The 24,575-nt window shown below is 36.9% G+C and carries 14 protein-coding genes; 9 read left to right on the top strand and 5 right to left on the bottom strand.

Annotation, left to right across the window (positions count from 1 at the left end; translation table 11 throughout):
- Positions 1 to 101 precede the first annotated feature (101 nt).
- Positions 102 to 1,613: a F0F1 ATP synthase subunit beta gene (gene atpD / locus G9Q29_RS00150; RefSeq protein ID WP_166132490.1), complete on the top strand. Its 1,512-nt coding sequence runs from the start codon at positions 102 to 104 to the stop codon at positions 1,611 to 1,613.
- Positions 1,614 to 1,684: 71 nt separating this feature from the next.
- Entirely contained in the window at positions 1,685 to 1,966 is a 282-nt protein-coding gene (locus G9Q29_RS00145; protein WP_166132489.1) for a FoF1 ATP synthase subunit delta/epsilon, read from the top strand.
- A 51-nt stretch (positions 1,967 to 2,017) separates the two neighbouring features.
- On the opposite strand, the gene G9Q29_RS00140 is transcribed toward G9Q29_RS00145, so the two are convergent.
- From G9Q29_RS00140 to G9Q29_RS00125, 4 genes are all read right to left on the bottom strand, one after another.
- Entirely contained in the window at positions 2,018 to 2,560 is a 543-nt protein-coding gene (locus G9Q29_RS00140) for a GNAT family N-acetyltransferase (protein ID WP_166132488.1), read from the bottom strand.
- Positions 2,561 to 2,602: 42 nt separating this feature from the next.
- Complete coding sequence (locus G9Q29_RS00135) at positions 2,603 to 4,159, bottom strand: phosphatase PAP2 family protein (protein ID WP_166132487.1); 1,557 nt, start codon at positions 4,157 to 4,159, stop codon at positions 2,603 to 2,605.
- Positions 4,156 to 5,067 (bottom strand): hypothetical protein, encoded by a 912-nt coding sequence (locus tag G9Q29_RS00130; RefSeq protein WP_166132486.1) that lies wholly within the window; start codon positions 5,065 to 5,067, stop codon positions 4,156 to 4,158. The genes G9Q29_RS00135 and G9Q29_RS00130 overlap by 4 nt, the downstream gene beginning before the upstream one ends.
- 540 nt (positions 5,068 to 5,607) lie before the next feature.
- Positions 5,608 to 6,147: a hypothetical protein gene (locus G9Q29_RS00125; RefSeq protein ID WP_166132485.1), complete on the bottom strand. Its 540-nt coding sequence runs from the start codon at positions 6,145 to 6,147 to the stop codon at positions 5,608 to 5,610.
- Between the two features lie 291 nt (positions 6,148 to 6,438).
- Between G9Q29_RS00125 and G9Q29_RS00120 the strand changes: the two genes are divergently transcribed.
- The 4 genes from G9Q29_RS00120 to G9Q29_RS00105 all read left to right on the top strand — a co-directional run bounded on the left by G9Q29_RS00120 (position 6,439) and on the right by G9Q29_RS00105 (position 10,853).
- Positions 6,439 to 7,596 carry an aminotransferase class I/II-fold pyridoxal phosphate-dependent enzyme gene (locus tag G9Q29_RS00120; protein ID WP_166132484.1) on the top strand — a complete coding sequence of 386 codons (1,158 nt, stop codon included), beginning with the start codon at positions 6,439 to 6,441 and terminating at the stop codon, positions 7,594 to 7,596.
- 61 nt (positions 7,597 to 7,657) lie between these two features.
- Positions 7,658 to 8,275 (top strand): dethiobiotin synthase, encoded by a 618-nt coding sequence (gene bioD, locus G9Q29_RS00115; protein ID WP_166132483.1) that lies wholly within the window; start codon positions 7,658 to 7,660, stop codon positions 8,273 to 8,275.
- A 3-nt stretch (positions 8,276 to 8,278) separates the two neighbouring features.
- Positions 8,279 to 9,583, top strand: a complete 1,305-nt coding sequence (bioA, locus tag G9Q29_RS00110) for an adenosylmethionine--8-amino-7-oxononanoate transaminase (RefSeq protein WP_166132482.1) — start codon at positions 8,279 to 8,281, stop codon at positions 9,581 to 9,583.
- A gap of 106 nt (positions 9,584 to 9,689) precedes the next feature.
- The gene (locus tag G9Q29_RS00105; RefSeq protein WP_166132481.1) at positions 9,690 to 10,853 is read left to right on the top strand and encodes a beta-ketoacyl synthase N-terminal-like domain-containing protein; all 1,164 of its coding nucleotides are present in this window, start codon (positions 9,690 to 9,692) and stop codon (positions 10,851 to 10,853) included.
- On the opposite strand, the gene G9Q29_RS00100 is transcribed toward G9Q29_RS00105, so the two are convergent.
- Positions 10,839 to 11,309, bottom strand: a complete 471-nt coding sequence (locus tag G9Q29_RS00100; RefSeq protein ID WP_166132480.1) for a regulatory protein RecX — start codon at positions 11,307 to 11,309, stop codon at positions 10,839 to 10,841. The genes G9Q29_RS00105 and G9Q29_RS00100 overlap by 15 nt on opposite strands.
- A 336-nt stretch (positions 11,310 to 11,645) precedes the next feature.
- Between G9Q29_RS00100 and G9Q29_RS00095 the strand changes: the two genes are divergently transcribed.
- The 3 genes from G9Q29_RS00095 (at position 11,646) to G9Q29_RS00085 (ending at position 24,546) form a co-directional block, all read left to right on the top strand.
- Positions 11,646 to 15,125 carry a hypothetical protein gene (locus tag G9Q29_RS00095; RefSeq protein ID WP_166132479.1) on the top strand — a complete coding sequence of 1,160 codons (3,480 nt, stop codon included), beginning with the start codon at positions 11,646 to 11,648 and terminating at the stop codon, positions 15,123 to 15,125.
- A gap of 534 nt (positions 15,126 to 15,659) precedes the next feature.
- A complete protein-coding gene (locus G9Q29_RS00090; protein WP_166132478.1) occupies positions 15,660 to 20,495 on the top strand; it encodes a PA14 domain-containing protein in 4,836 nt (1,611 codons plus the stop codon).
- 193 nt (positions 20,496 to 20,688) lie between these two features.
- Complete coding sequence (locus G9Q29_RS00085; protein WP_205729812.1) at positions 20,689 to 24,546, top strand: delta-60 repeat domain-containing protein; 3,858 nt, start codon at positions 20,689 to 20,691, stop codon at positions 24,544 to 24,546.
- Positions 24,547 to 24,575 lie beyond the last annotated feature (29 nt).

The raw sequence follows: 24,575 nt of genomic DNA, 5'->3' as shown, positions 1-24,575 counted from the left end.
TTAAAAAATTATCTTTGCACACTGAAAAAAGTATTTAATCAATATGTATTGGTTAGGCTCTTTTCATAAACCTAAATAGCTATTTAATAAATACATAAGTAATGTCGAAAGTAATAGGAAAAGTTGCCCAGATCATTGGACCAGTAGTTGACGTAGTTTTCAACGGTAAGGATGTTGAACTTCCAAAAATTTATGATTCGTTAGAAATCACAAAAAAAGATGGTACTTTATTAGTGCTAGAAGTACAATCTCACATTGGTGAAAACACAGTTCGTACCATTTCGATGGACTCAACAGACGGTTTGTCTAGAGGTTACGAAGTTGTGGGTACAGGAAATCCTATTCAAATGCCAATTGGTGCAGATGTTTACGGTCGTTTATTTAACGTTGTTGGAGACGCTATTGATGGTTTACCAGAATTGCCTAAAACAGGTGAGAATGGAATGTCTATTCACCGTCAGGCTCCAAAATTCGAAGATTTATCTACATCTTCTGAAGTTTTATTCACGGGTATCAAAGTAATCGATTTGATTGAGCCTTATGCAAAAGGTGGTAAAATTGGATTGTTTGGTGGTGCTGGAGTTGGTAAAACAGTATTAATTCAGGAGTTAATTAACAATATTGCAAAAGGTCACGGTGGACTTTCAGTATTCGCAGGAGTAGGAGAAAGAACACGTGAAGGAAATGACTTGCTTCGTGAGATGTTAGAGTCAGGAATTATTAAATATGGTGAGGAATTCATGCACTCTATGGAAAATGGAGGATGGGACTTATCAAAAGTTGATTTACCAGGAATGAGAGAGTCTAAAGCTACTTTCGTTTTCGGTCAAATGAATGAGCCACCAGGAGCTCGTGCACGTGTAGCACTTTCTGGATTGTCTATTGCTGAGTATTTCCGTGATGGAGCAGGATCTGATCAAGGTAAAGATGTATTGTTCTTCGTTGATAATATCTTCCGTTTTACACAAGCAGGTTCTGAGGTATCGGCACTTTTGGGTCGTATGCCATCTGCAGTAGGTTACCAACCAACATTGGCTACTGAGATGGGAGCTATGCAAGAGCGTATTACTTCTACAAACAAAGGTTCTATTACATCTGTACAAGCGGTATACGTACCTGCGGATGATTTAACTGACCCGGCACCAGCAACAACATTTGCTCACTTAGATGCAACTACAGTATTGTCTCGTAAAATTGCTGAGTTAGGTATTTATCCTGCGGTTGACCCGTTAGATTCTACTTCTCGTATCTTGACTCCACATATCTTAGGAAATGAGCACTATGACTGTGCACAAAGAGTAAAAGAAATTCTTCAAAAATACAAGCAATTGCAAGATATTATCGCGATTCTTGGTATGGAAGAATTATCAGAAGATGATAAATTGGCAGTATCTAGAGCGCGTCGTGTACAACGTTTCTTGTCTCAGCCTTTCCACGTAGCGGAGCAATTTACAGGTTTAAAAGGAGTTTTAGTAGATATTAAAGATACTATCAAAGGATTTAACATGATTATTGACGGTGAGTTAGATCACTTACCAGAATCAGCTTTTAACCTTAAAGGTACTATCGAAGAAGCTATCGAAGCTGGAGAAAAAATGTTAGCCGAAGCGTAAAACGAGTTTACAGTTGATAGTAACAGTTAGTAGTAACTGAAACTGAAAACTGAGACTGAAAACTTAAAAATATGATTTTAGAAATAGTATCACCAGAGGCTAAATTGTTTTCAGGAGAAGTAACTTCGGTTACTTTGCCAGGAGTAGATGGAAGTTTTCAAATTTTAAATAATCACGCTCCTATTGTTTCAATTCTTGAGAAAGGTGTGATTAAAATTGCAGCGGCAAACCTTACTTTAACAAAGGATGTTGCTAATAAGTTTACAAAACTGGATGCTCAAAACTATACTTTAGAGATTCATTCTGGGACTGTTGAAATGAAAGACAATAAAGTGATTGTTTTAGTTGATTAAGTTCCCGTTATAAATACCAAAAAAAAGCCTAACTTATCGTTAGGCTTTTTTTTATTTCCAGTTCCATTTTATGATGTTCCATTCGAGGTCGTGTTCAAGGTAAGTAGCAATAATTTTGAAACCTATTGCTTGATGTGCTTGCAGCGAACGTTGGTTTAGTGTTGCTACTTCGGTAATCAGTACATCAAATTCACCTTGAAGTTGTTCTCTATAAAAGTGGTACAAGGCTCTAAATACACCTTGCTTTCGATAATCTTTTGAAATGCAAATTTGCCCCATTACAACGTATTTCGTTTCGGGAGCCACAAGTTGTTCTATTCTAGTAAATAGTGGCTGTAAAGCAGGTATTTCGGCTTTAAAACTAGGCAGCATGACTAATGCAAATCCAATTACTTTTGTATGATCCTTGGCAATGATATGCTTACAAGCATTATTCATTTTTTCAAGCAGAGATACAGTATGTTGTACAGTCACAAAACCTTCTTTAGTTTTTTCTTCAGTAGAGAATTGCGAGCTACTATTTTGCAATTGTAATTCCCTTATTTGTTCAAGTTCCTCGAGTAAATTGGCCCTGTAATAAAGTATCGTGTTCATGATGTATTTGATAATGATCGTTTTATTCTAGTTGAGTTTTAATTATTCCGCTCCATCTAGCTTGGCGCGTTGCACGGCTAGATTTCCAACTTTTTGTCCTAGCTCCATTCCTTTTTCGCAATCGCTGCGGTAATGTATACAACCTAACATCCTGGATTCAGATGCTTCTTTTGCCATAGCTTCAAAAGTGGTTTTTTTACTTGGGATTAAATGAGATAATACAGTACTTGCTGCTGCGCTAAATGTGGAATGTCCTGAAACGTAAGCTGGAAAATTTGGAACTCCAGTATTTGTTTTAATAGAAGGATCCATTTGTGTTGGCCTCGGGTTATAATAGGTATACTTGGCATCCCAACAGCTGATTGCTGCGTCCATCATAGCGATATTTAGTAATGCCATGTTTCTAGCCCAACGCACTTCGCTATAATTCAATTTAACAAAAGATTCTGCTGCAATTGCGTTCCAATGCCCTGGCGGAGTATAAGTGCCAATTCCATCTGCCCAAAATGTAACAATTTCCATATTTCTTCTGGTTTGATTTTGACTTATTGATTTGATTTCGGCTAATTCTTTTTTGAAAAGATCTGATTTAGTTGATGGTGGTGGTACTGGTCTATTTGCGATTACCATTTCGGGTGTCATAATAAATGATTTAACTTTCCCAAAGAAGGGTAGCATTGGCGGACGAGCTGGCAATTCAAGAGATTTCCAAGGTGTTTCGCCTTTTGCAATTGTTTCATTTTCTAGTTGTGCCCATTGCGCTGGAGTTCCTATTGCGGCTCCTGCGCCATCAGAACTTGCTCTTGCAATAAACTTCGCTGCTATTTTTTTTCCTAAAGTTATTCCTGCATCAACATCACTTCGCACGTTTGCGCCTGCAATAATGCGATACAGTTGGTGTTCAGCTGCTTTTTCTTGAATAAATGCAATTTCTGTTGGGAATAATAATTTGAGTAATTCTACTGTTACACCGCAGATTGCACCATCTTCAGAGGGATAGGAGGGTAATGTACTTTTAGGAACTAATACTTGCAACGCGTTGTCTTGTGTAAAGGGAGCAATTCTGTTAAACTGCTTTTTATAAAACCATGTGGCAACCAAAGCATCGTGTTGTGCAGCGCTTACATAGGCATAGGCCCTCGCTGCGTACGGTGGGCTCGAAAAAGGAAACTCAGGATTAGCAAAAGGATTTGCTGCTGATGGAGTTGGGTAGGTTCCGTCAGGATTTTGGTAGGGCGGTCGGTTGTGTTTGGCCACGAGTGCTCGCATAATTTCATTCCAGCGCAATACGCCACCTACGCTCCAATAACGAATGATTCTTTGTTGCTCAGCAGTAATATTAGCTTGAAAACTTTTTATTTCATTGATTTCTCTTGTAAATGCCGGACTGTTACTGGCTATTGGAGCATCTAATGAATATTCATTAGGACTAGTTAATAAAAATGTTTTCCAAGCTCCTGCTTCTTCATCTTGTGTTATCGGATTTAAAGCTTGAAATTCATTATTTCTCTCTTCTGAATCCTCATTGCATGAAGTGAAAATTATCGAAGAAATTGCTGCTAAAAGGTATATTGAGGTTTTTTTGAATGTACTTTTCATGATTGTTTTTTGTTAAAATTCAAGATGTAAAATAGGCCGCCATAAATAGAGGTTGTTTGCCCTACATTTCGACCATTTAAAGTGTAATTACAACCTGCTAAGAAGGATAATCTAGGGTTTTGTTTTGGGCTGTATTTTGTAAAAGCACCTGTTCGTAGTGCATTCATGGTATTGCTCGGGAAAGGCATATTATTGCTGGTAATGTCAAAACCTCCGCTTTGAGTCACCATGTTTTCCAAAGAGGCTTCGGCAATAAAGGTATTGGTTCGATATCCTATTTTGTAGTTTACATTTATTACATCTGGCATATCTACTCTATTGGTGTAATACGGTTTTGTAGTAAAGTAGGAATTGCGATCAATTTCAATAGAAGCTCTTTTTACGTATGCAGCTGAAAATGTGGTGAAAAAGCGTTTGTTTTGATAGTCAGCTATCAAGCGTAGCGTAGCGGTTTTGCTCTTTGCACCGATGCTCAATGGTAAAAAGTCTGCTGCATAATCTGATAAGGGTGTAGAAACTCCCAAAACGGTATATAGTGTGTAGGCTGTTCTGTTTATTTTTCTTTTAAATGTTAGGTGTTTGAGTGATAGAGTGACATCTTGAACGCCCTCTTGGCCGGCCAAAGTGCCTGCACTAGCTTTTGTTTTTACATAGGGTAGGCTTACTAGTACATTTAATTTTTTCGTTAATCCGTAATTACCCATTACAGCCAAGGAAGAACTCGAAACGGTTCCTAAATTAAGATTTTCACGTTTAAAGTCACCTTCCCAATACTCATTCCAGTTGTTGTGCTGATATACCGTTCCGAAACAGAAATAATTTTTACTCATAAATAATCCATCGGTTTCTGTTTGAGAAAACAAAAAAAGTGGAGCGAGTAGTAATCCAAGTAAATATTTATTTTTCATTTTTAATTGCTGGTCTGGTTAATTTTTTGATCTTTTAAGTGCAGTGATATATTTTTATGCTCAATTATCCTTTATCTGCAGAACCTGATTTTGATTTTTGTAGTGATCAAAACAAGAAGCATAAAATACACATCACTTCTATCAAAAAGAAGTTTTTTGTATTTGATTTAGGTTACTTAGGAGTTGATTTTTTAAAAAAAAATAGTTCTCGAAAATCAATAGAACTCCATTAGATATTGGGTTGTTAAAAGCCTGATTTACTTGAGTAGCTCTTTTGGTAAACACAAAATGTTATGTTTATTAACTGCTCAGTCAAATTTTTGTATGTTGGCTGTGCAGGATAGCTAAAATTTGTGTTGCTTTTTTGTAAAATGATATTTGCTAAAAACGGCTATAATGAAATAGGTGCCATGCTTTAGATCAATAACAAGCTAAAAGCCAATGTTGTTGATTGCGCAAGCATTTACGTTTAGCACATTTGTAAACAGCTAAAGTTTATCTTGTACAAAAAGTTAAGGTAAAATAGGTTTTAACAAGGTCTTAAACCAGATCCGGTGGTGAGAAGGGCACAGACAGATAACCTGCAATTAGAAGCGGAGTAGGTAATAATGCAATTTCAGTAGTAGTTGCCTTGTTTTCTGGTGAAAACACTATGGCAGCTGTTTCTTGAGGAATATAATCTTTTAAGAAAGATTTCATAAGTTTTTTTAAAGGCGATTCTTTTGTGGCGCCGCCATTAAACAATTGTTGATCAACAATATTTTGTAAGTCAGGATTTATTGATTCTTGATGCGAATTCGGGAGGTAATACAAGCTCAGAATATTGTTTTGAATTCTTTTTTTGAATATGTGATACGTTTTTTTGTCGATAACTACATTTTCATTTACATATTCAAATTCAGTATCCTCTATAAATGAATATAAAGAGGCATTTAATTGAATAACTTGGTAATTAATATTGTCTTTTTTTTCAATCGCTGCTACCCATGCTTGCTCTTCCTGATAGGCAAACATCAGGTAATAACCAAGTACGTTATAAAATAACGTAACTATCAGAAAAAGAGTAGCAATCCGTTTCATATGCTCCGAAAGTAGCAAACAATTGTTCAGACTGTTTTTTTTGAGATTGTTTTTAAGATAAAATTAACATAAATTTATGATTTAGATTAATCGAAACCGTTTTCGTAAAAATAAAGCGCTAACCTTATGACTCTTCTTTTTAATATGTTAAATTATAATGAATTTGTATTTTTTTAATTCAAAACTCTTTTTTCGTTTCCTTAATTAGTAGTCATGTGTTAGAGCACTCTTTTTGATGAATTGACGCTTCAAAATTCAATTCAAATAAAACTTGCCTATTTTTGTGTCACCATGAAAAAATTTCCAAAAAATCTTTCGGATAAGCTACAAGCAAGAGTGGAGCAAAATGCTTTACGCGTATTGCCTTCGACTCGTGGCGGTGTTGATTTTTCTTCTAACGATTATTTAGGTTTTGCTGCTTCTGCAAGTCTGTTTCATCAAACTCATGAGTATTTAGTAGCTCATAATTTGCTTCAAAATGGTGCAACGGGTTCCCGTTTGTTATCAGGTAATCATGCTGTTTATGCTACAGCTGAAAATTATATTGCACAATTTCATCAATCAGAAACTACTTTGCTTTTCAATTCTGGTTACGATGCTAACGTTGGTTTTTTTGGTGCTGTACCGCAACGCAATGATATTATTCTATTTGATTCTTTGTGTCATGCCTCCATTCGTGACGGAATTCAAATGAGTGCTGCAAGGTCGTTTAAATTTGAGCATAATAATTTTGAAAATTTAGAAGAACTCATCGCTAAAGCCAAAGCTACGCAACTATCTTCGTCCAGTATTTACATTGTCACTGAATCAGTTTTTTCAATGGATGGCGATAGCCCAGATTTATCTAATTTAGTTCAAATTGCTTCTGACAATGATTGTTTTTTGGTAGTAGATGAAGCGCATGCGTTGGGAGTGGTTGGCGAAAAAGGGGAAGGTTTGGTGCAAATGTTAGGCTTACAAGACCATGTTTTTGCGCGTATCATGACTTTTGGTAAAGGATTAGGTTGCCATGGAGCATCCATTTTAGGTAGTCAAGATTTGAAGAATTATTTGGTAAATTTTGCTCGCAGTTTTATTTATACAACCGGTCTTTCTCCCCATTCGGTGGCAACGATTTTCGTTGCTTACAATCATTTGGATCAAGATGCAACCGCATTATCTCAACTTCGGGAGAATATTGTTCATTTTAATCAAATAAAAAACATGTTGGGAGTAAAGCCCTTATTTGTGCGTAGCAAATCTGCCATTCAATCCGCAATTATACCGGGCAATGACAAGGTAAAAATGATTGCCAACCAATTACAAAAGGAAGGTTTTGATGTAAAAGCCATCCTTTCGCCTACGGTGCCAGAAGGCCAAGAACGCCTTCGTTTTTGTTTACATAATTACAACACGAAGGAACAAATTGAAAAAGTGCTTACTTTGCTAAGTGCGTACGTTTTTGCATAAAAAAAAGATAAAATATTAAAGTACTGCTAGCATTTGCTTGGTGGTTAATTATTTGAAAAGTATGAAACTATTTATAACAGGAATTGGAACTGATGTTGGTAAAACTGTTGCATCGGCAATTATTACAGAGGCTCTCGAAGCTGATTACTGGAAACCAATTCAAGCAGGAGATTTAGATGACTCAGACAGTCACAAAATCAAATTGCTTTTGTCAAACAATAAAACAGTGATTCATGCTAATGCCTACGCTTTGCAAACTCCAGCAAGTCCGCATTATGCTGCCGTGTTAGATAAAATTACAATTGACTTAAGTAATATAACTTCACCCGAAACCAAAAATCATTTGGTAATTGAAGGCGCTGGAGGGGTTTTGGTTCCATTAAATGATACGGATTGCGTCGTTGATTTGATTCAACCCGATTATAAAGTGATAGTAGTTTCACGCCATTATTTGGGCAGTATCAATCATACTTTGATGACCATTGAATGTTTGAAAAACAGAAATCTATTGGTTGCTGGTATCGTTTTTAGTGGCAACAAAAACAAAGCCACCGAATCAATTATTTTAAACAAGACAGGTATTAAATGCATTGGCCGCATTGATCAAGAACCTTATTTTGATGCCAATGCCATAAAAGAATACGCTGATTTATTTCGTGACAACCTTTTGAGTTTATAATTTATGAGTACTATAAAAAGTGTTGCTGTGGAAAAGTCTAGCCTTGTAGATAGAGATCAAAAGTATTTGTGGCATCCGTACACCCAACATAAAACAGCTTCTTTGCCCATTGCTATAGCAAAAGGAGAAGGCGCTTTACTTTGGGACGAGAATGGCAAGGAGTATATTGATGCTATTGCCTCGTGGTGGGTCAATCCTTATGGGCACTCCAATCGGTTTATAGCTGATGCGATTTACAAACAATTAACCACATTAGAACATGTGCTATTTGGTGGTTTTACACATGAGCCGGCGGTTCTTGTTGCCGAAAAGTTGATGGAGATTTTGCCAAAAAATCAACAAAAGATTTTCTTTTCAGATAACGGTTCAACAGCTGTTGAAGTAGCGATTAAGGTTGCGTTGCAGTATTTTTTCAACAAAGGCGAAAAGCGAACGACTATTATTGCCTTTGAAAATGCGTTTCACGGTGATACTTTTGGCGCCATGGCAGCCAGCGGAATCTCGTTTTTTGTCGAAGCCTTTGAAGGAATGTTTATTGATGTGGTGCGTATTCCTGTTCCTTTGAAAGGGCACGAACAAGAGAGTTATGATGCTTTGCAAAATGTCATTAACACAAAAAATTGTGCGGCTTTTATATTTGAACCTTTGGTTTTAGGAGCGGCAGGTATGGTGATGTATGAGCCTAATTCACTTGAAGTACTGATGCAAATTTGCAAGGAAAATCAAGTCTTCAACATTGCTGATGAAGTAATGACGGGTTTTGGTAAAACGGGACGCAACTTTGCTACTGATTATGTTGATACAAAACCTGACATGATGTGTTTGTCGAAAGCGTTAACAGGCGGAACGATTCCGATGGCGATTACCACTTTTACACAAGATTTATACGACGCCTTTTATGATGATGATATCAATAAAGCCTTGTTTCATGGTCATACTTTTACAGCAAACCCAACTGGCTGTGCAGCAGCCTTGGCGAGTTTGACTTTGTTGCAAACGGGTGAAATGCAAACTAATATTACCAGGATTCATGAAAATCATAAGGCTTTTGAGAAGCGAATAAAAATTCACCCAAAAGTAGTTACCACAAGAATTTTGGGAACTATCATTGCACTCGAAGTTGTCACCGATGGCGCGGCAAGTTATTACGGAAGTTTGCGCAACAAGTTGTACGATTTTTTTATTGCCAATGGCGTTGTTTTACGACCTGTAGGAAACATTGTTTATGTATTGCCGCCGTACGTAATTAGCGATGAGCAGTTACAAAAAGTATATCAAGTGATCGAAAATGCTTTAGAAATAGTTTAAATTTGCAGAAAATTTGCAAAGTAAGTGAAGATGCTCTGAAGTAGTTTTAAAAGCAAATTACCGGAGCATTTTTAATTTTTTAGCATTCCTTAAATCAAAAATAGTCTTGTCGAAAATTATCTCCATCACTTCAATAGCCTCAATTTCGCCTCTAGGTAGCAACGCTAAGGCGGTTTGGGAAATGTATTTGCAAGATAAACATTGTTTTACAAAGCAATCGTATGATAATGCACTAACATTTGTAGCTTCTTTAAATGAAAAAGAAGCAGCTTTGGTTGAAGCATTGCGTAAAGAAGATTCTAAATACAAATTCCTCGACAAGTCTGTTCTGTATGCGATGATTGCTGCCCGTAACGCTGTTGTAAAAGCGGGTTGGGATAAGTCAGACGTGTTTGGGATAAACTTAGGTTCTTCACGCGGAGCGACAGAATTATTCGAAAAACATCATCTGGATTATATTCAATCTGGTAAAGCGCAAACTTTGGCTTCGCCTACTACTACTCTAGGAAATATTGCCTCTTGGGTAGCGCATGATTTACAAAGTTCGGGTCCAGAAATTTCACATTCTATTACTTGTTCTACAGCGCTACATGCAGTTTTAAATGGTTATGTTTGGTTGCAATCTGGTATGATTGATAAGTTTTTGGTAGGTGGCAGCGAGGCGCCTTTGACTGATTTTACGATTGCTCAAATGCGAGCGTTAAAAATCTATTCTCAAACAGAATCTGAAGTTCAATTATGGCCCAATCGTGCTTTAGATTTCGAGAAGAAAAAAAATACGATGGTGCTTGGTGAAGGAGCCGCAGTTTGTTGTCTTGAAGCGGGAAAAGCGCCAAATGCATTGGCCTACATTGAAGGAATTGGCTATGCTACTGAGTTACTTGAACATAATATTTCAATATCAACAGAGGCGATTTGTTTTCAAAAATCAATGCAAATGGCTTTGCAAAATACGGCTCTCACTGATGTGGATGTAATTGTAATGCACGCGCCCGGAACCATAAAAGGCGATTTGACTGAAAACAAAGCCATTCAGAAACTTTTCGGTACCGATTTACCGCTGTTGACTACCAATAAATGGAAAATAGGTCACACTTTTGGCGCTTCTGGAATTTTGAGTATGGAATTGGCCATCCTGATGATGCAGTACAATACGTTTATCGGCGTACCTTTTGCGGAAGCGCAGCAGTCCAAAAAACCAATTCGAAAAGTGTTGGTCAATGCGGTTGGTTTTGGTGGCAATGCGGTGAGCGTGTTATTGAGCCTCTAAGTCTTTCACTTTTTCGTACACTAACTGGCTCTCAAAACCTTTACGGAGTAAATAATCACAAAACTTTTTTCTTTTTTTCAGTGTGTTTCTTTCGCTACTGTTTTCCCAAACTCGGTCGGCAGTTTTATGAAAAGTCTCCAAATATTCTTCGGTTGTAATTTCTTGTAGTGCTGTTGTAATCAGTCGCTGATTGATATTTCGGAACTTGAGTTCATTTGTAATTCGGATTTTACCCCATGATTTTATGCGGTGCTTGCCTCGTGCAAAACTACAAGCAAAACGCTCTTCATTTAAAAAATTTTCTTGAATTAAATGGCCGATAATATCGTCTATCTCATCACTTGACATTTTCATACTGCGCAGTTTGCTAATCATTTCGTCATGGCAACGGTCTTGGTAAGCGCAGTAATGCTCTGCTTTTTTGATAGCTTCTTTTATCGAATAGATTTCTTTCATCAATACGTAAAATTGGTGTTTTTTGCATGGCAAAAATACGTTTAATCTTTTTGGTGAAATGATGAATTTTTCAATATAAAAATTATAGTTAAAAACTTCGCCGTTGTTTAGTAAATAAAAGTAAAAATGTTCTTATCTTAGGGTTGCATATAGAATAAATAATTTTTCTAGTTAAAGTTTTTAAATTTTTGCAATAAATTGGAGCAAATTTTTAATTTTTAGGTTGAATTTTTTTAACATTTATAGAACTTTAACTAACTTGCGCTACTTATTGATTGTTAGTTTGTTAGCTAGGATAAATGACCTTAAGATATTGTTGTTTTTAAAATAATGAAAATGAAAAAAACTTTATATTTTGCTGTACTGCTTTTAATGACTTTTATGTCTATGAAGGCGCAATGTACTTACACTGGTTCGCCTCTTACCTCGGTAGGTACTTCTACTTTTTGTGTCAATACTCCCGGAACTACAAATACGATTTCAAGCGCTGCTGTAAGGGCAGGTCAATTTGTGCTTTTGAATGTTGTACAAGGATTTTCCTATCGTTTCTCTATAGGAAATGTTTTTCCAGCGGATACAGAGAGTCTTACACTGCTAAATGCAGCCGATAATTCAAGTTTTGGAGCAGGGAGTTTTGCATCTGGTGCATCTGGAGCAACTATTAACAGTTGGACTGCTCCACTTTCGGGTGAAATAAAAGTTCTCTTATCTCGTAATTGCGTGAATGATAATACAGCCGGTGGTGTAATTACTTTGACTCTATTATCAGTTGGTAATACGTTAGATAATCAATCTGCTTTTGGTGTAAATACTTGGGTAGGTCATGTTTATAATTATGGAGGTGGTGTTAGACCTGGTGGATTTCCTTCACCAAATCCAATTTCTTCAACTACTTCTCCGTTTCTCAATGCAAATTATGTGGGTAATTATACAGTGGCCACAGAGGGTTTTACTACGACTTTTGGGGGAAATACAGCATGTTTTGATGTTTTTAGCAATAGTGTAAAAAGAGCTGAGATTTATACAGAATCTTTTGCTGTAAGGTATAGAATGAGATCAACAAGACCTGCGGGATGCTATACTTTGAATGTTAGTGGAGATGATGGAATACGAGTGTATGTTGATGGGGTCTTAGTTTTTGACCGTTGGGTTGATCAGGGCACGACATCCTATTGCGACAATCTTATAAGACTGACAGGTAATAGTGATATTGTATTGGATTATTATGAAAATGGAGGGGGAAATAACTTGACTTTCAGTCTAGCGACTTTTGATGGTTCAGGCAATGCAATAACAAGCGCCTCAAATGTCAGATTGTGTTCAGGATTAACAACAAACATAACAGGTTCCGTTCTTGGTTCTTGCACAGGAGGTACAAATGGTGGAACTAACTCTTTGTACCAATGGCAAATATCTACAAACAATGTTTTATTCACTGATATTGTAGGAGCAACTGCAGCCAATTATGTAGCTCCAGCAGTGACAGTGGTTGCTGGTGCCCCAAATAACGTGCGCTATTTTAGACGTGTTTTCAAGCCTTCAGCTTTAATACCTGGGGCATGTGAATTTAATTCAAGTGTTGTTACTGTTACTACTAGTGGAGGTGCCGCAGCTGTTCCAGGTCCAATTTCTGGAGGGTCAAGTCAATGTAGGGCTAGTGTGGCAACCTACAGTATAGCAGCGGTTCCTAATGCTGTGACCTATAGTTGGACAAATACTGGAACCGGTTGGACTATTACACCTGCAGCAGATGGTTTGTCTGTTTCGGTGGCTTTTAATGCCTCTGCAACAAATGGAATTTTAAGAGTGGCGTCAGTGAACGGATGTGCAACCAGTGGTACTTCTAGTTTTAATATTACGGTCAATCCTTTGCCGGCAACACCAACTCTTGGTACAGTTACTCAACCCACTTGTACTGTTCCAACCGGCAGTATAGCCTTGAGTGGTTTGCCATCTGCAGGAACTTGGACTATTACAGCAAATCCCACTACGTCTGGAATTACAGGTTTAACAGGATCTGGTAGTACTACTACAATTGGAGGATTAGCACAAGGAACAAACTATACTTTCTCTGTTTCTAATGGTACTTGTAGTTCTGTACAAACTGCTATTGTGCCTATTAACAATTTGGTAACTACCACTTTTGATGGCTCCAATTGGTCTAGCGCTCCAACTTTAGCAAAAATAGGAGTCGTAACGGCAAGCAGTGCGTCACCAATTTCTCTCAGTGCCAATACCGAGCTTTGTTCCTGTACCGTTAGTGCAAATACGAATTTGATTGTTAATTCTGGAGTAACATTGAAATTGCAAAATCAACTAGAAGTAAATAGCACCGGCTCTATTACGTTTCAAAATAACTCTAGTTTGGTTCAAATTAATGATGCTGCAATTAATAGTGGTACCATCAGCTATAAACGTCAAACAACTGTTGTTCGTATTGGTTCAGATTATACCTATTGGTCAAGTCCTGTGTCAATGCAGAATTTATTGAACCTGTCACCTAATACAAATACTGGTAAGTTTTGGTCATTTAATCCGGCAGCAACTTGGTTTGTAGAAACACCATCAATTAAAACAATGGATATAGGAAAAGGATTTATTATTAGAGCACCAGATTCTTACTATGCTGCGTACCCATTTTTTTCATCAATTTTCGAGGCTACGTTCATTGGAGAACCGAATAATGGAGTAAAAACAATAGCTGTTGGAGCTTCAGGGACATATAATCTTTTAGGTAATCCTTATCCTTCTGCAATTGATGCCGTAAAATTTTTAAATGCAAATTCAACCGTTTTAGGAGGTACCATTTATTTTTGGACACATAATACTGAAATCCGTAATAAGGTTGGAGCCACAAATGAAGGAACTGGAGATTTAGTATACATCCAGGATGATTATGCCAGTTTTAACCGTACCGGAGGTGTTGGTACAGCTGCTTCAAGTGATCCGAATAAGTCGCCAACCAATCCTAATATTCCTAATGGAATGATTGCTGCAGGACAATCGTTTTTTACAACAAGTATTGCTCCTGCTGGAACTCTTGTTACTTTTAACAATGATATGCGTCTTGGTGCATCATACTTAAACAATTCACAGTTTTTTAGAACCAAGGCTTCTGAAAAAGTGACTATAGAACCTGAGAAAAATAGAATTTGGTTGAATTTAGGCAACAAAAAAAGAGCTTTTAAACAAATGCTTGTTGGATATATTGAAGGCGCTACCAATGACTTTGACAAGGCATTTGATGGTGTAAGTTTTAATGCGAACGCGATAATTAACTTTTATAGTATAAATAATGCTACAAATTATGCAATTCAAGGTAGAGCACTTCCATTTGTACCGAGCGATCTGGTACCGCTAGGTTACAGTTCTTCTGTTGAAGGTGAATTTACGATAAGCATTGACACAGTTGACGGACTATTTACCAAACAAAGCGTGTTTCTGGAAGATAAATCTACTAACACGATGCACAATTTAAAAATAGCTCCTTATAGTTTTCAAACTACAAAGGGAACATTCAATGATCGATTTGTACTACGTTATACGGATAAAAATCAAGTTATAGAGGATGTAATTACAGATAGTAATGATGTGGTTGTTACAACAAAAAATAAACAATTAAAAGTGATTTCTGGCCTTGGAGATATTAAATCGGTTGCTATTTATACCGTTTTAGGAAAACAAATTTATTTCCAAGAAGCTATTGCTAAAAAAGAATTGATTATTGACACTCTTCCTGCAAGTGATCAAGTTTTAATTGTAAAAACTATTTTAGTAAATGATACACTACATACTACAAAAACAATATTCAAATAATTAAAAATACTATTAGTCTACAAGAAGCCCATTCTATATTGAATGGGCTTCTTATTTAGTTTAATATCTTAATTGCCATTCACCTTTTTTTAAATCTAAACAGCAATTATTTTCGGATATATAACTACGTTATAACTGTTATGATTTTCTAAAAAGGACGAATATACTGTATTATTATATTTTTGTTAAGGAAGTTTGTTTTCATATTATTAAATATTTTCTTTGTGAATTAAGAGTTGATTTATAAGGTTTTATGTTTTTTTTATTTTTGTTGAAGTTAAAATGCTAACAATTTTCATTCCGAAGGTATCTATTTCAAGTAAAATAATGAGTGAAACAGAAACCTGAAAGTCCGTTTAATTTTGACCATTAAGTAGATTTGAAATAATGGTTTAAATGTTAGGTAATTGAATGTAAAAAAGTCGTTCAACGAGTTTACGTGTTGATAAACAACTATATTTTGAAGTAATCCCGATTAATTATTAATTTGTAAGTAAAGTTGAAGTAATTTCTTTAACTCTAATTTTTATCTTCATGGAAAAAAAATACTTTTCGATCACTAATAGCTACCTAACAGCATTCTTTTTCTTCGTTTCTCTGTTTTCTTTTGGACAAAGTACACAACTATTTCCAAGTTCTGGAACTTTTATAGTCCCAGCAGGTGTAACTAGTATTACTGTTCAAGCTTGGGGAGGCGGTGGCGCAGGCGGTGGCTCAAACAACGCAGCATTTTTATCAGCACGTGGCGGCGGTGGCGGCGGTGGCGGTGCTTTTGTAAGTGGTATTATTACAGTTGTGCCTAACCAAATTTTAAATATAACGGTTGGGGCTGGGGGTGTTGGTTCACTTGGAGGTAATGGAGGAAACGGTACTGCATCCACAATTACAGGTTATCCTGTTAGTGCCGCAGGGGGACTAGGAGGCCAATCTAATCCAGGCGGATCATCAGGTGGTGTAGGTGGTTCGCTAGCTGCATCAGTTGGCGCCACCAGAATTGCTGGAATTACTGGTGAAAACGGTGATACGGGTTTTGGTATTGCATCTGGAGCAGGTGGAGCAAGCGCTAATTCTGGCGGAGCAGGAGGCACAGCGATTACATCTGGTACAAATAACGGTAACAGTGGTGATATGCCTGGTGGAGGTGGTAGTGGAGCTAGGACTTCTCAAAGTGGTGGCTCTAGAATCGGAGGATCGGGAGGAGCAGGAAGAGTAGTTTTAAGTTGGGCTTGTCCATCATATTCTTTATCAAGCACTATAGCTGTCTCCACAGTATGTACTACAAATAGAGTGACTTTGGTTACACTTAGCGGTTCAGCAACGAGTTTGCCAGTAGGTACATATTCAGTAGCGTATAGTTTAAGTTTCAATGGGAATTCTACGACATATACAGCACCTATGACTGTAACTACAGCTGGTACAGGACAATTTACCGCAGATCTCGGAATATTAGGTGCTAATAATTCTACTACCATAAGGGTAAGTAATTTAGCCTCGGGTACTTGTAATAATTCTATAACGACTAATAATGTTTCTAATACTGTAAATGTATACCAACCAATAACTCCTACTGCCTTTGCAGGTTTCTCAACTTGTTCAGGATGGACGGCTCAATGGCAAAATGACACCTTTGTTAGCGGGTACTTTTTAGATGTTGCTACTACAAATACCTTTAATACGGGGACTTTTGTTCCTGGTTTTGAAAATCTAAACGTTGGTAATGTTATCAGCTATCCACTTACTGGCCTTACAGCTGGTATTACATATTACTATAGAGTTCGTAACAATAATTTGGGGTGTGGTGTAAGTGTAAATTCTAATGTAACATCTTTTGTTGCAGGTGGAACTTCTACCCCAGTATTAGGTACAATTACACAGCCATCTTGTACAACTAGTACAGGTAGTTTCACAATTTCTAATTTTAATGCTGCTAACAGCTATACATTTTCACCATCTGCCGGTATAACACGTTCTGGTGCAAATGTGACTGCTAATCCGGGAAACTACACAATTACTGCAACTAATGGTGGGTGTACTTCTGCAGTTACCAATTTTACTATAAATCCTGTACCTGTTCAGTTAGCCGCTCCAACTATTGGTACTCGAACACAGCCTACTTGTTCAACTCCAACAGGAAGTGTGGTTCTAAATAACCTTCCTGCCGGACAATGGTCTGTTAACACGATGCCAGGAAATGTCACTACAACTGGTTCAGGTACAACTACAACTATTTCTGGTCTTGCTCCTGGATCTTACACCTTTATGGTAACAGATTTGGGTAAGGGTTTACAAGGGACTTATTTTAATACAGTTGATCTTACAGGGCCTGCAGTACTAACCAGAACAGATGCTACAGTAGATTTTAATTGGGGAGGAAGCCCTGGACCAGGCGTTAATGCTGATGATTTTTCAGTAAGATGGACTGGTACAGTAGAAGCACTTTATACTGAGGCTTATATTTTTGAAACAACCAGTGATGATGGGATAAGATTGTGGGTTAATGGTGCTCAAATTATAAATAACTGGACAATTCATGGCGCTACAGACGATATTTCAACTCCAATAAACCTTGTGGCTGGAACTAAATACAATGTTGTTTTAGAGTTTTTTGAGAGAGGTGGCGGGGCAACATCACGATTGAGATGGAGAAGTCCAAGTCAAATAGAAGAGATTATTCCGCAAGCAAGATTAGATCCACCTGTAGCCTGTAGTTCTGTAGCTTCCACAACTGTAGTAATTAATCCTATTCCTATTGCTCCGGCAGCACCTGCAGTAGGTACTATAACACAACCAACTTGCACTGTTGCAACAGGAAGTGTTGTTTTGAATGGATTACCATCTACACCATGGGTTTTAACTAGATTACCCGGAAATGTTATTACCACGGGAACAGGAGCGAGCACTACAATTACTAATCTTGCGCCTAACACTTATACATTTGCAATTGACAATTTAACTAATGGATTAAAAGGCGAGTACTACAATAATGTAGGGTTAACTGGTACCCCAACTTTAATTCGTACTGATGCAGTGATAGATAACAATTATGGTACTGGAAGCCCAAGTGCTGCTATTGGGAATGATAATTTCTCTATAAGATGGTCTGGTTTTGTTGAACCAGCATTTACTGAAACTTATACTTTTAGAACAAATAGTGATGATGGTATCAGGTTGCGAGTAAATGGAGTTCAAGTCATAAATAATTGGACAGATCACGGTCCTACAATCGATAATGGAACGATAAGTCTTGTAGCAGGTACAAAATATGAAATCGTTTTAGAGTATTATGAGAGAGGAGTTGGAGCAGTAGCCCAATTATCATGGTTAAGTGCGAGTCAGGCATTAGAAATTATACCGCAAAACCGCTTGTTTTCGGCTGCTTTGTGTGGCAATAATACTTCTGGAAACGTTTTAATTGGGCCACAACCAATTCCAGTGGTTCCAACTTTAGGAACTATCACGCAACCTACTTGCGCGGTTCAAACAGGAAGTATTGCTTTGAGTAGTTTACCTTCTAGTGGTACATGGACTATTACAGCAAGTCCAGCGACATCTGGCTTAACTGGTTTGTCAGGTTCAGGGACAACCACAACGATCGGGGGATTAGTCCAAGGCCAAAGCTATACTTTTACAGTGTCTAACGGAACTTGTTCTTCTCTTGCAACAGGAAGTGCTGCGATTAACAGTTTAGTAACTACTACTTACAATGGAAGTTCTTGGACGAGCCCACCTACTATTGCCAAGCTTGGAGTAATTACATCAGCTACTGCAAGCCCTATTACTTTGGCAAATAATACGGAACTTTGCTCTTGTACAATTAGTCCTAATACTAATGTGATCGTTAATACTGGGATTACATTAAAATTACAAAATGAATTAAATGTAAGTACCTCAGGATCCATCACTTTCGAAAATGCCTCTAGTTTGGTTCAAGTTAATGATGCTGCGGTAAATAGTGGTGTTATTAATTATAAAAGAATAACGTCTGTCGTTCGTAAAGCATCGGATTACACCTATTGGTCAAGTCCGGTAATAGGGCAAAACTTATTGGCTGTTTCTCCAAATACAAATTTGGGACGTTTTTGGTCTTTTGTACCGGGAGGTACATGGTTTGTAGAAACACCATCAACTAAAATAATGGATGTAGCAAAGGGGTATATTATTAGAGCTCCAGAGTTTTTTCCTGGACTTAATCCACCATCTTCAACATTCGTAGCTACATTTTCTGGAGCACCCAACAATGGAGTAAAAACAATAGCAGTTGGAGGACCAGGGACCTTTAATTTGATCGGGAATCCGTATCCTTCCGCAATCGATGCTATTAAATTTTTAAATGCAAATTCAACAGTTTTAGGTGGCACCATTTATTTTTGGACACATAATACAGAAATTCGTAATAAAGTTGGAACTTTGAATGAAGGTTCAGGAGATTTGGTTTATATTCAGGACGATTATGCTAGTTTTAACCGTACAGGAGGAGTTGGAACAGTAGCTATAAGTGATCCAGATAAGTTGCTTAGCAACCCTAATATTCCGAATGGAATGATCGCTGCTGGTCAATCGTTTTTCACTACAAGTATCGCTGCTGCTGGAACCCCTGTTACTTTTAATAATGATATGCGTATTGGTACTGGTTACTTGAACAATTCTCAGTTTTTTAGAACTAAAGAAACTGAAAAAGTTAGTGCAGTAGTTGACAGAAGCAGAATTTGGTTGAACTTGACCAACAAACAAAATGCTTTTAAGCAAACTTTAGTTGGGTACATAGATGGTGCTACTAATGATTTTGATGCTGCTTTTGATGGACCAAGTTTTAATGCCAATGCGATTATTAATTTTTATAGCGTAAACAAATCTACTAACTACGTAATTCAAGGTCGTGCACTTCCGTTTGAGCAAAACGATTTGGTTCCATTAGGTTACAGCTCTACCATTGATGGTGAATTTTCAATTAGCATTGATAATTTGGATGGATTATTTACCACTCAAAATGTCTTTTTAGAAGACAAAAACACCAATACGATTCATAATCTAAAAACGTCTCCTTATAGTTTTCAAACTACAAAAGGAACTTTTAATGATCGTTTTGTTTTGCGTTACACGGATAAGACTCTTGGTGTAGAAGATGTAATTACTGATTTTAATACTGTGCTAGTAACTGTAAAAAATAAGCAATTAAAAGTAACTGCTGGCAAAGAAGACATCAATTCGGTTGTTATTTATTCCATTTTAGGGAAGCAAATTTACTTCAAAAAAGACATAGCAAATAAAGAATTGGTCATCGAGAACCTTCCTTCGAGCGATCAAGTTTTAATTGTAAAGACTGTTCTTGAAGACGGCACATTGTACACTACAAAAACAATTTTTAAGTAAAATAAAAATACCTTATTTAACAAAGCCCATTCTAATTTGAATGGGCTTTTTTTATGTAAAAAATAAATTAATTTTTTGTAAATATCACTAAATGTGGGTATTGTGTAAAAGTTCCAATGTGATTAATTTTATATTGTATTGATTTGTATGGCAGATTAATACATGTTTTTTGTAAAATTAAAATGTTAATCCTTTGAAAAAAACTTTACTCTTCGGTTTTATTTTAATAGCATCACTATTTTTCCATGTGAGTTTTGCGCAGCAAGGAATTTCTGACCCCACGTTTAATACGTATGATGATGGTTTGCTTGGTGATGGTTTTGATGGTATAGTTCGAACAACTGTTTTGCAGCCGGATGGTAAGATGCTAGTTGGCGGAGATTTTTTAAATTTCAATGGTGCATCTACGCCGCAAATTTGTCGCTTATTGCCTGATGGTTCTAAGGATCCTACATTCAATACGGGTTTGGGTCTAAATGGAAAAGTCTATAGTATTTTGTTACTAGCTAGTGGAAAAATTATTTTAAGTGGATCATTTACAACATTCAACGGTCTACCGGCTAATAGATTAATTCGACTCAATAGCGATGGAAGTTTAGATTTAACTTTTAATACCACCGTAGCAGCTAGTAGTGGTATTATTTACAATATGGCAGAGCAAGCGGACGGCCGAATTATTATTGTAGGAAGCTTTACTAAATATGATGGAGTCACAGCCAATAGAGTAGCGAGAATTTTACCTACTGGCGGTTTAGACCCTACTTTTGTTACTTCGGTTGGAGCTAGCTCTTTGGTTGAAGAGGTGCAATTACAAACGGATGGGAAAATAATACTTGCAGGATCATTCGTTTCGTATAATGGAACTCCTTGCGGTAGAATTATTCGCTTAAATTCAACAGGAGTTGTAGATCCTTCATTCATACAAGGTTCTGGTTTTGATAATTCTGTTTCCGCTTTAGCAATTCAAGCAGATGGTAAAATTATCGTTGGAGGAAGTTTTTTAGCTTATAATGCTGCTACGGCACAAAAAATTATTCGACTAAATACAGATGGCTCTATCGATTCAAGTTTTCTATCAGGTACAGGTTTTGCCAATGGGGTAGTTGAATCGGTTCGAGTAAATACTTCAGGCTCCATTTTTGTGGGCGGATCATTTTCTAGTACTTATAACGCTGTTGATGTGAATCGAATTGTATTGTTGATTGCAAATGGAACTGTAGCAAGTAATTTTGATCTTGGAGTAGGTCCGGCATCGGGATCTATTTACAGTTTCGCTGAGGATAGTTTTGGAAATTTTTATGCTGGTGGTTCTTTTTCAGTTTTCGATTCGCAAAATCAAGGACGATTGGCTCGATTTGACACTAATGGTGTACTAGACATTGCTTACCTAACGGCAGGTGTAGGGTTTGATAATTCGGTTTTAGGGCTTATACCGTTGGCAGATAATACCGCTTTAGTTTTTGGAAATTTTTCAAAGTTCAATGGTTTTCTATGTTCGAAAATCACTCGTTTGTTGCCCTCAGGCGCTGTAGATCCCTCGTTTAATCTTTTGGGATCAGGTGCAAATAATACCATTAAAACAGCCGTTGTGCAAACAGATCAAAAAATAGTATTTGCAGGTGCTTTTACTACATACAATGGAACAACTTGTGGTAGAATTGTTCGAATAATTGCTGACGGAAATGTAGATATAAGTTTTGGTACAGGAAGCGGTTTTAATAATCAAGTGTATGATTTGGCCTTGCAAGCTGATGGTAAGATGATCGTAGTTGGAAATTTTACGTCATACAATAGCATCCCAATAAATAGAGTAGTTCGGTTACTTAATGATGGCTCTTTAGATCCAACCTTCAATGTTGGTCTAGGAGCTGATGCCATTGTAGAAACTGTCGTTATTCAGTCTGATGGGAAGTTGCTTTTGGGTGGTCAGTTTTCTAATTTTAATGGTACGGCACAAGCTCGTGTTGCACGTCTTTTGTCTGATGGCAGCTTAGATTCAAGTTTTGTATCGGGTTTGGGACTGGATAAAACCGTTTATACAATCGCTTTTCAATCCGATGGAAAAATACTATTAGGAGGTAGTTTTTTTAATTACAATGGGAATGCAGCAAAAAGGATAGTTCGATTGGAATCTAACGGTACTTTTGATAGTAGTTTTAATATGGGGTCTGGTTTTAGCACAGGCGATGTAAGGGCAATTGTAGTTCAGCCAGACGACAGATTGCTTATAGGGGGCACATTTGCTGGTACGTACAATGGTTTAAGTGTTAAACGTCTCATAAGAACTTTAAGTAATGGACAAATTGACGCTACGTTTTCGGCTGTACTTAATAATACTTTATTTGCAATGGCAATTACCATCAATAATAAATTGATAATTGGAGGTAATTTTAACTCAATTTCAGGAATTACTAAGCATCGAGTTGCACGCTTAAAGTTATGTACTAATAGCTCAACATGGGATGGCCTTTTATGGTCAAACGGCTTCCCATCTTCAGAAAAATCGTTATTTATTAATGCTAATTATTCAATTGCAAATACACTTAATGCTTGCTCTTGTAGCATTAATTCGATTTCAACGGTGACAGTAGCTTCATCAGCAGCTCTAAATTTGGTGTTTGACTATGCTGGTACAGGTACTTTAATTTTAGAAAATACGGGTGTGCTTTTTCAAGAAGAAAATCATGTGGTAAATTCTGGGCAAATGAAAATGCACAGAAAGACCACTCCAATTGTAAAATCAGATTATACGTATTGGTCGTCGCCCGTTGCCAGTCATGTATTGGCTGATGTATCGCCAAATGCTCCGCAAGACCGACTTTTTTCATACAATTCCGTGCTAAATAAGTGGGTTGGCGAACTACCTAATGCAGTCATGACGGTAGGAAAAGGGTATATCATTCGGAGTCCATTAAATTTTTCAGAAACCGTTCCAGCAGTTTACGAAGCAGTATTTACAGGTATTCCCAATAATGGTCAATACAATATTCCAATTGTTGGAGCCAGTACCTTCAACTTAATTGGTAATCCGTATCCATCAACTTTAAATGCCGACTTGTTTTTAGATCGAAACAAAACTATCATTGGGGGCACATTGTATTTTTGGACACACAATACAGCTATCACCAACTATAACTACAATTCAGGCGATTATGCTGCCTACAACTTGTTTGGTGGTGTGGGTACAGCCGCTTTAAATTTGGGAGTTAATACATTAGTTCCAAAAGGTAAAATAGCATCTGGACAATCCTTCTTTGCGCTTGGGATTAACACTGGAGGTAATGCTGTTTTTGATAATTCAATGCGCGAAAGTTCAGGTAATGAAGATTTTTTTAAAATCAAGAATGCAAAAGACAAGAAAGAGGATGATACAGATAAACATCGGCTTTGGTTAAACTTAACTAATGAACAAGGTGCATTCAAACAAATTTTAGTAGGGTATAGCGAGGCAGCAACAAATCAATTTGATTTGGCTTATGATGGAATTTCCTTTAACGGGAACGCTGCTTTAGATTTTTATAGCATCAATGAGGATAAAAACCTAACTATTCAGGCTAATGGATTGCCATTTAATGATATTGATGTTTTTAAACTAGGTTTTAGCACTGCTGCGGCAAGTACATTTGTGCTTAAAATAGATCATGCAGATGGTTTTTTACAGGACAAAATTATTTTTGTTGAAGATAAAGTGAGTCAAACTATTGTTCCACTCGCAACCGAGGGCTATAAATTCACTTCTGAAAAAGGCTTATTTAATGATCGTTTTCTGCTGCGATTTACAGATAAAAACTTAAGTAATTCGGAGTTTGTGAAGGAAAAAAATGGACTAACTGTTATTCAAAATAGCAAAACAATTACTGTTGGTTTGCACAATCAAATTATTGATGAGTTATGGTTGTATGGCATTGATGGAAAAGAAATATATCATAAAAAAGACATTCAAACAACGCATTGCAGCATTCAGCTATTGCCAATTTCGCAGCAAGTTGCTATTTTAAAGGTAAAAGGTTTGGATGGGGAAGTGTTTTTTAAAAAAGTGATACTTCCTTAAAAAACAATTAGCCATCTTGTGCAATACAA

It is taken from the genome of Flavobacterium turcicum (assembly GCF_011365745.1).
Lineage (GTDB): Bacteria > Bacteroidota > Bacteroidia > Flavobacteriales > Flavobacteriaceae > Flavobacterium > Flavobacterium turcicum.
The sequence above is the reverse complement of the archived record's forward strand: the minus strand, read 5'-3'. Positions and strand labels throughout refer to the sequence as shown.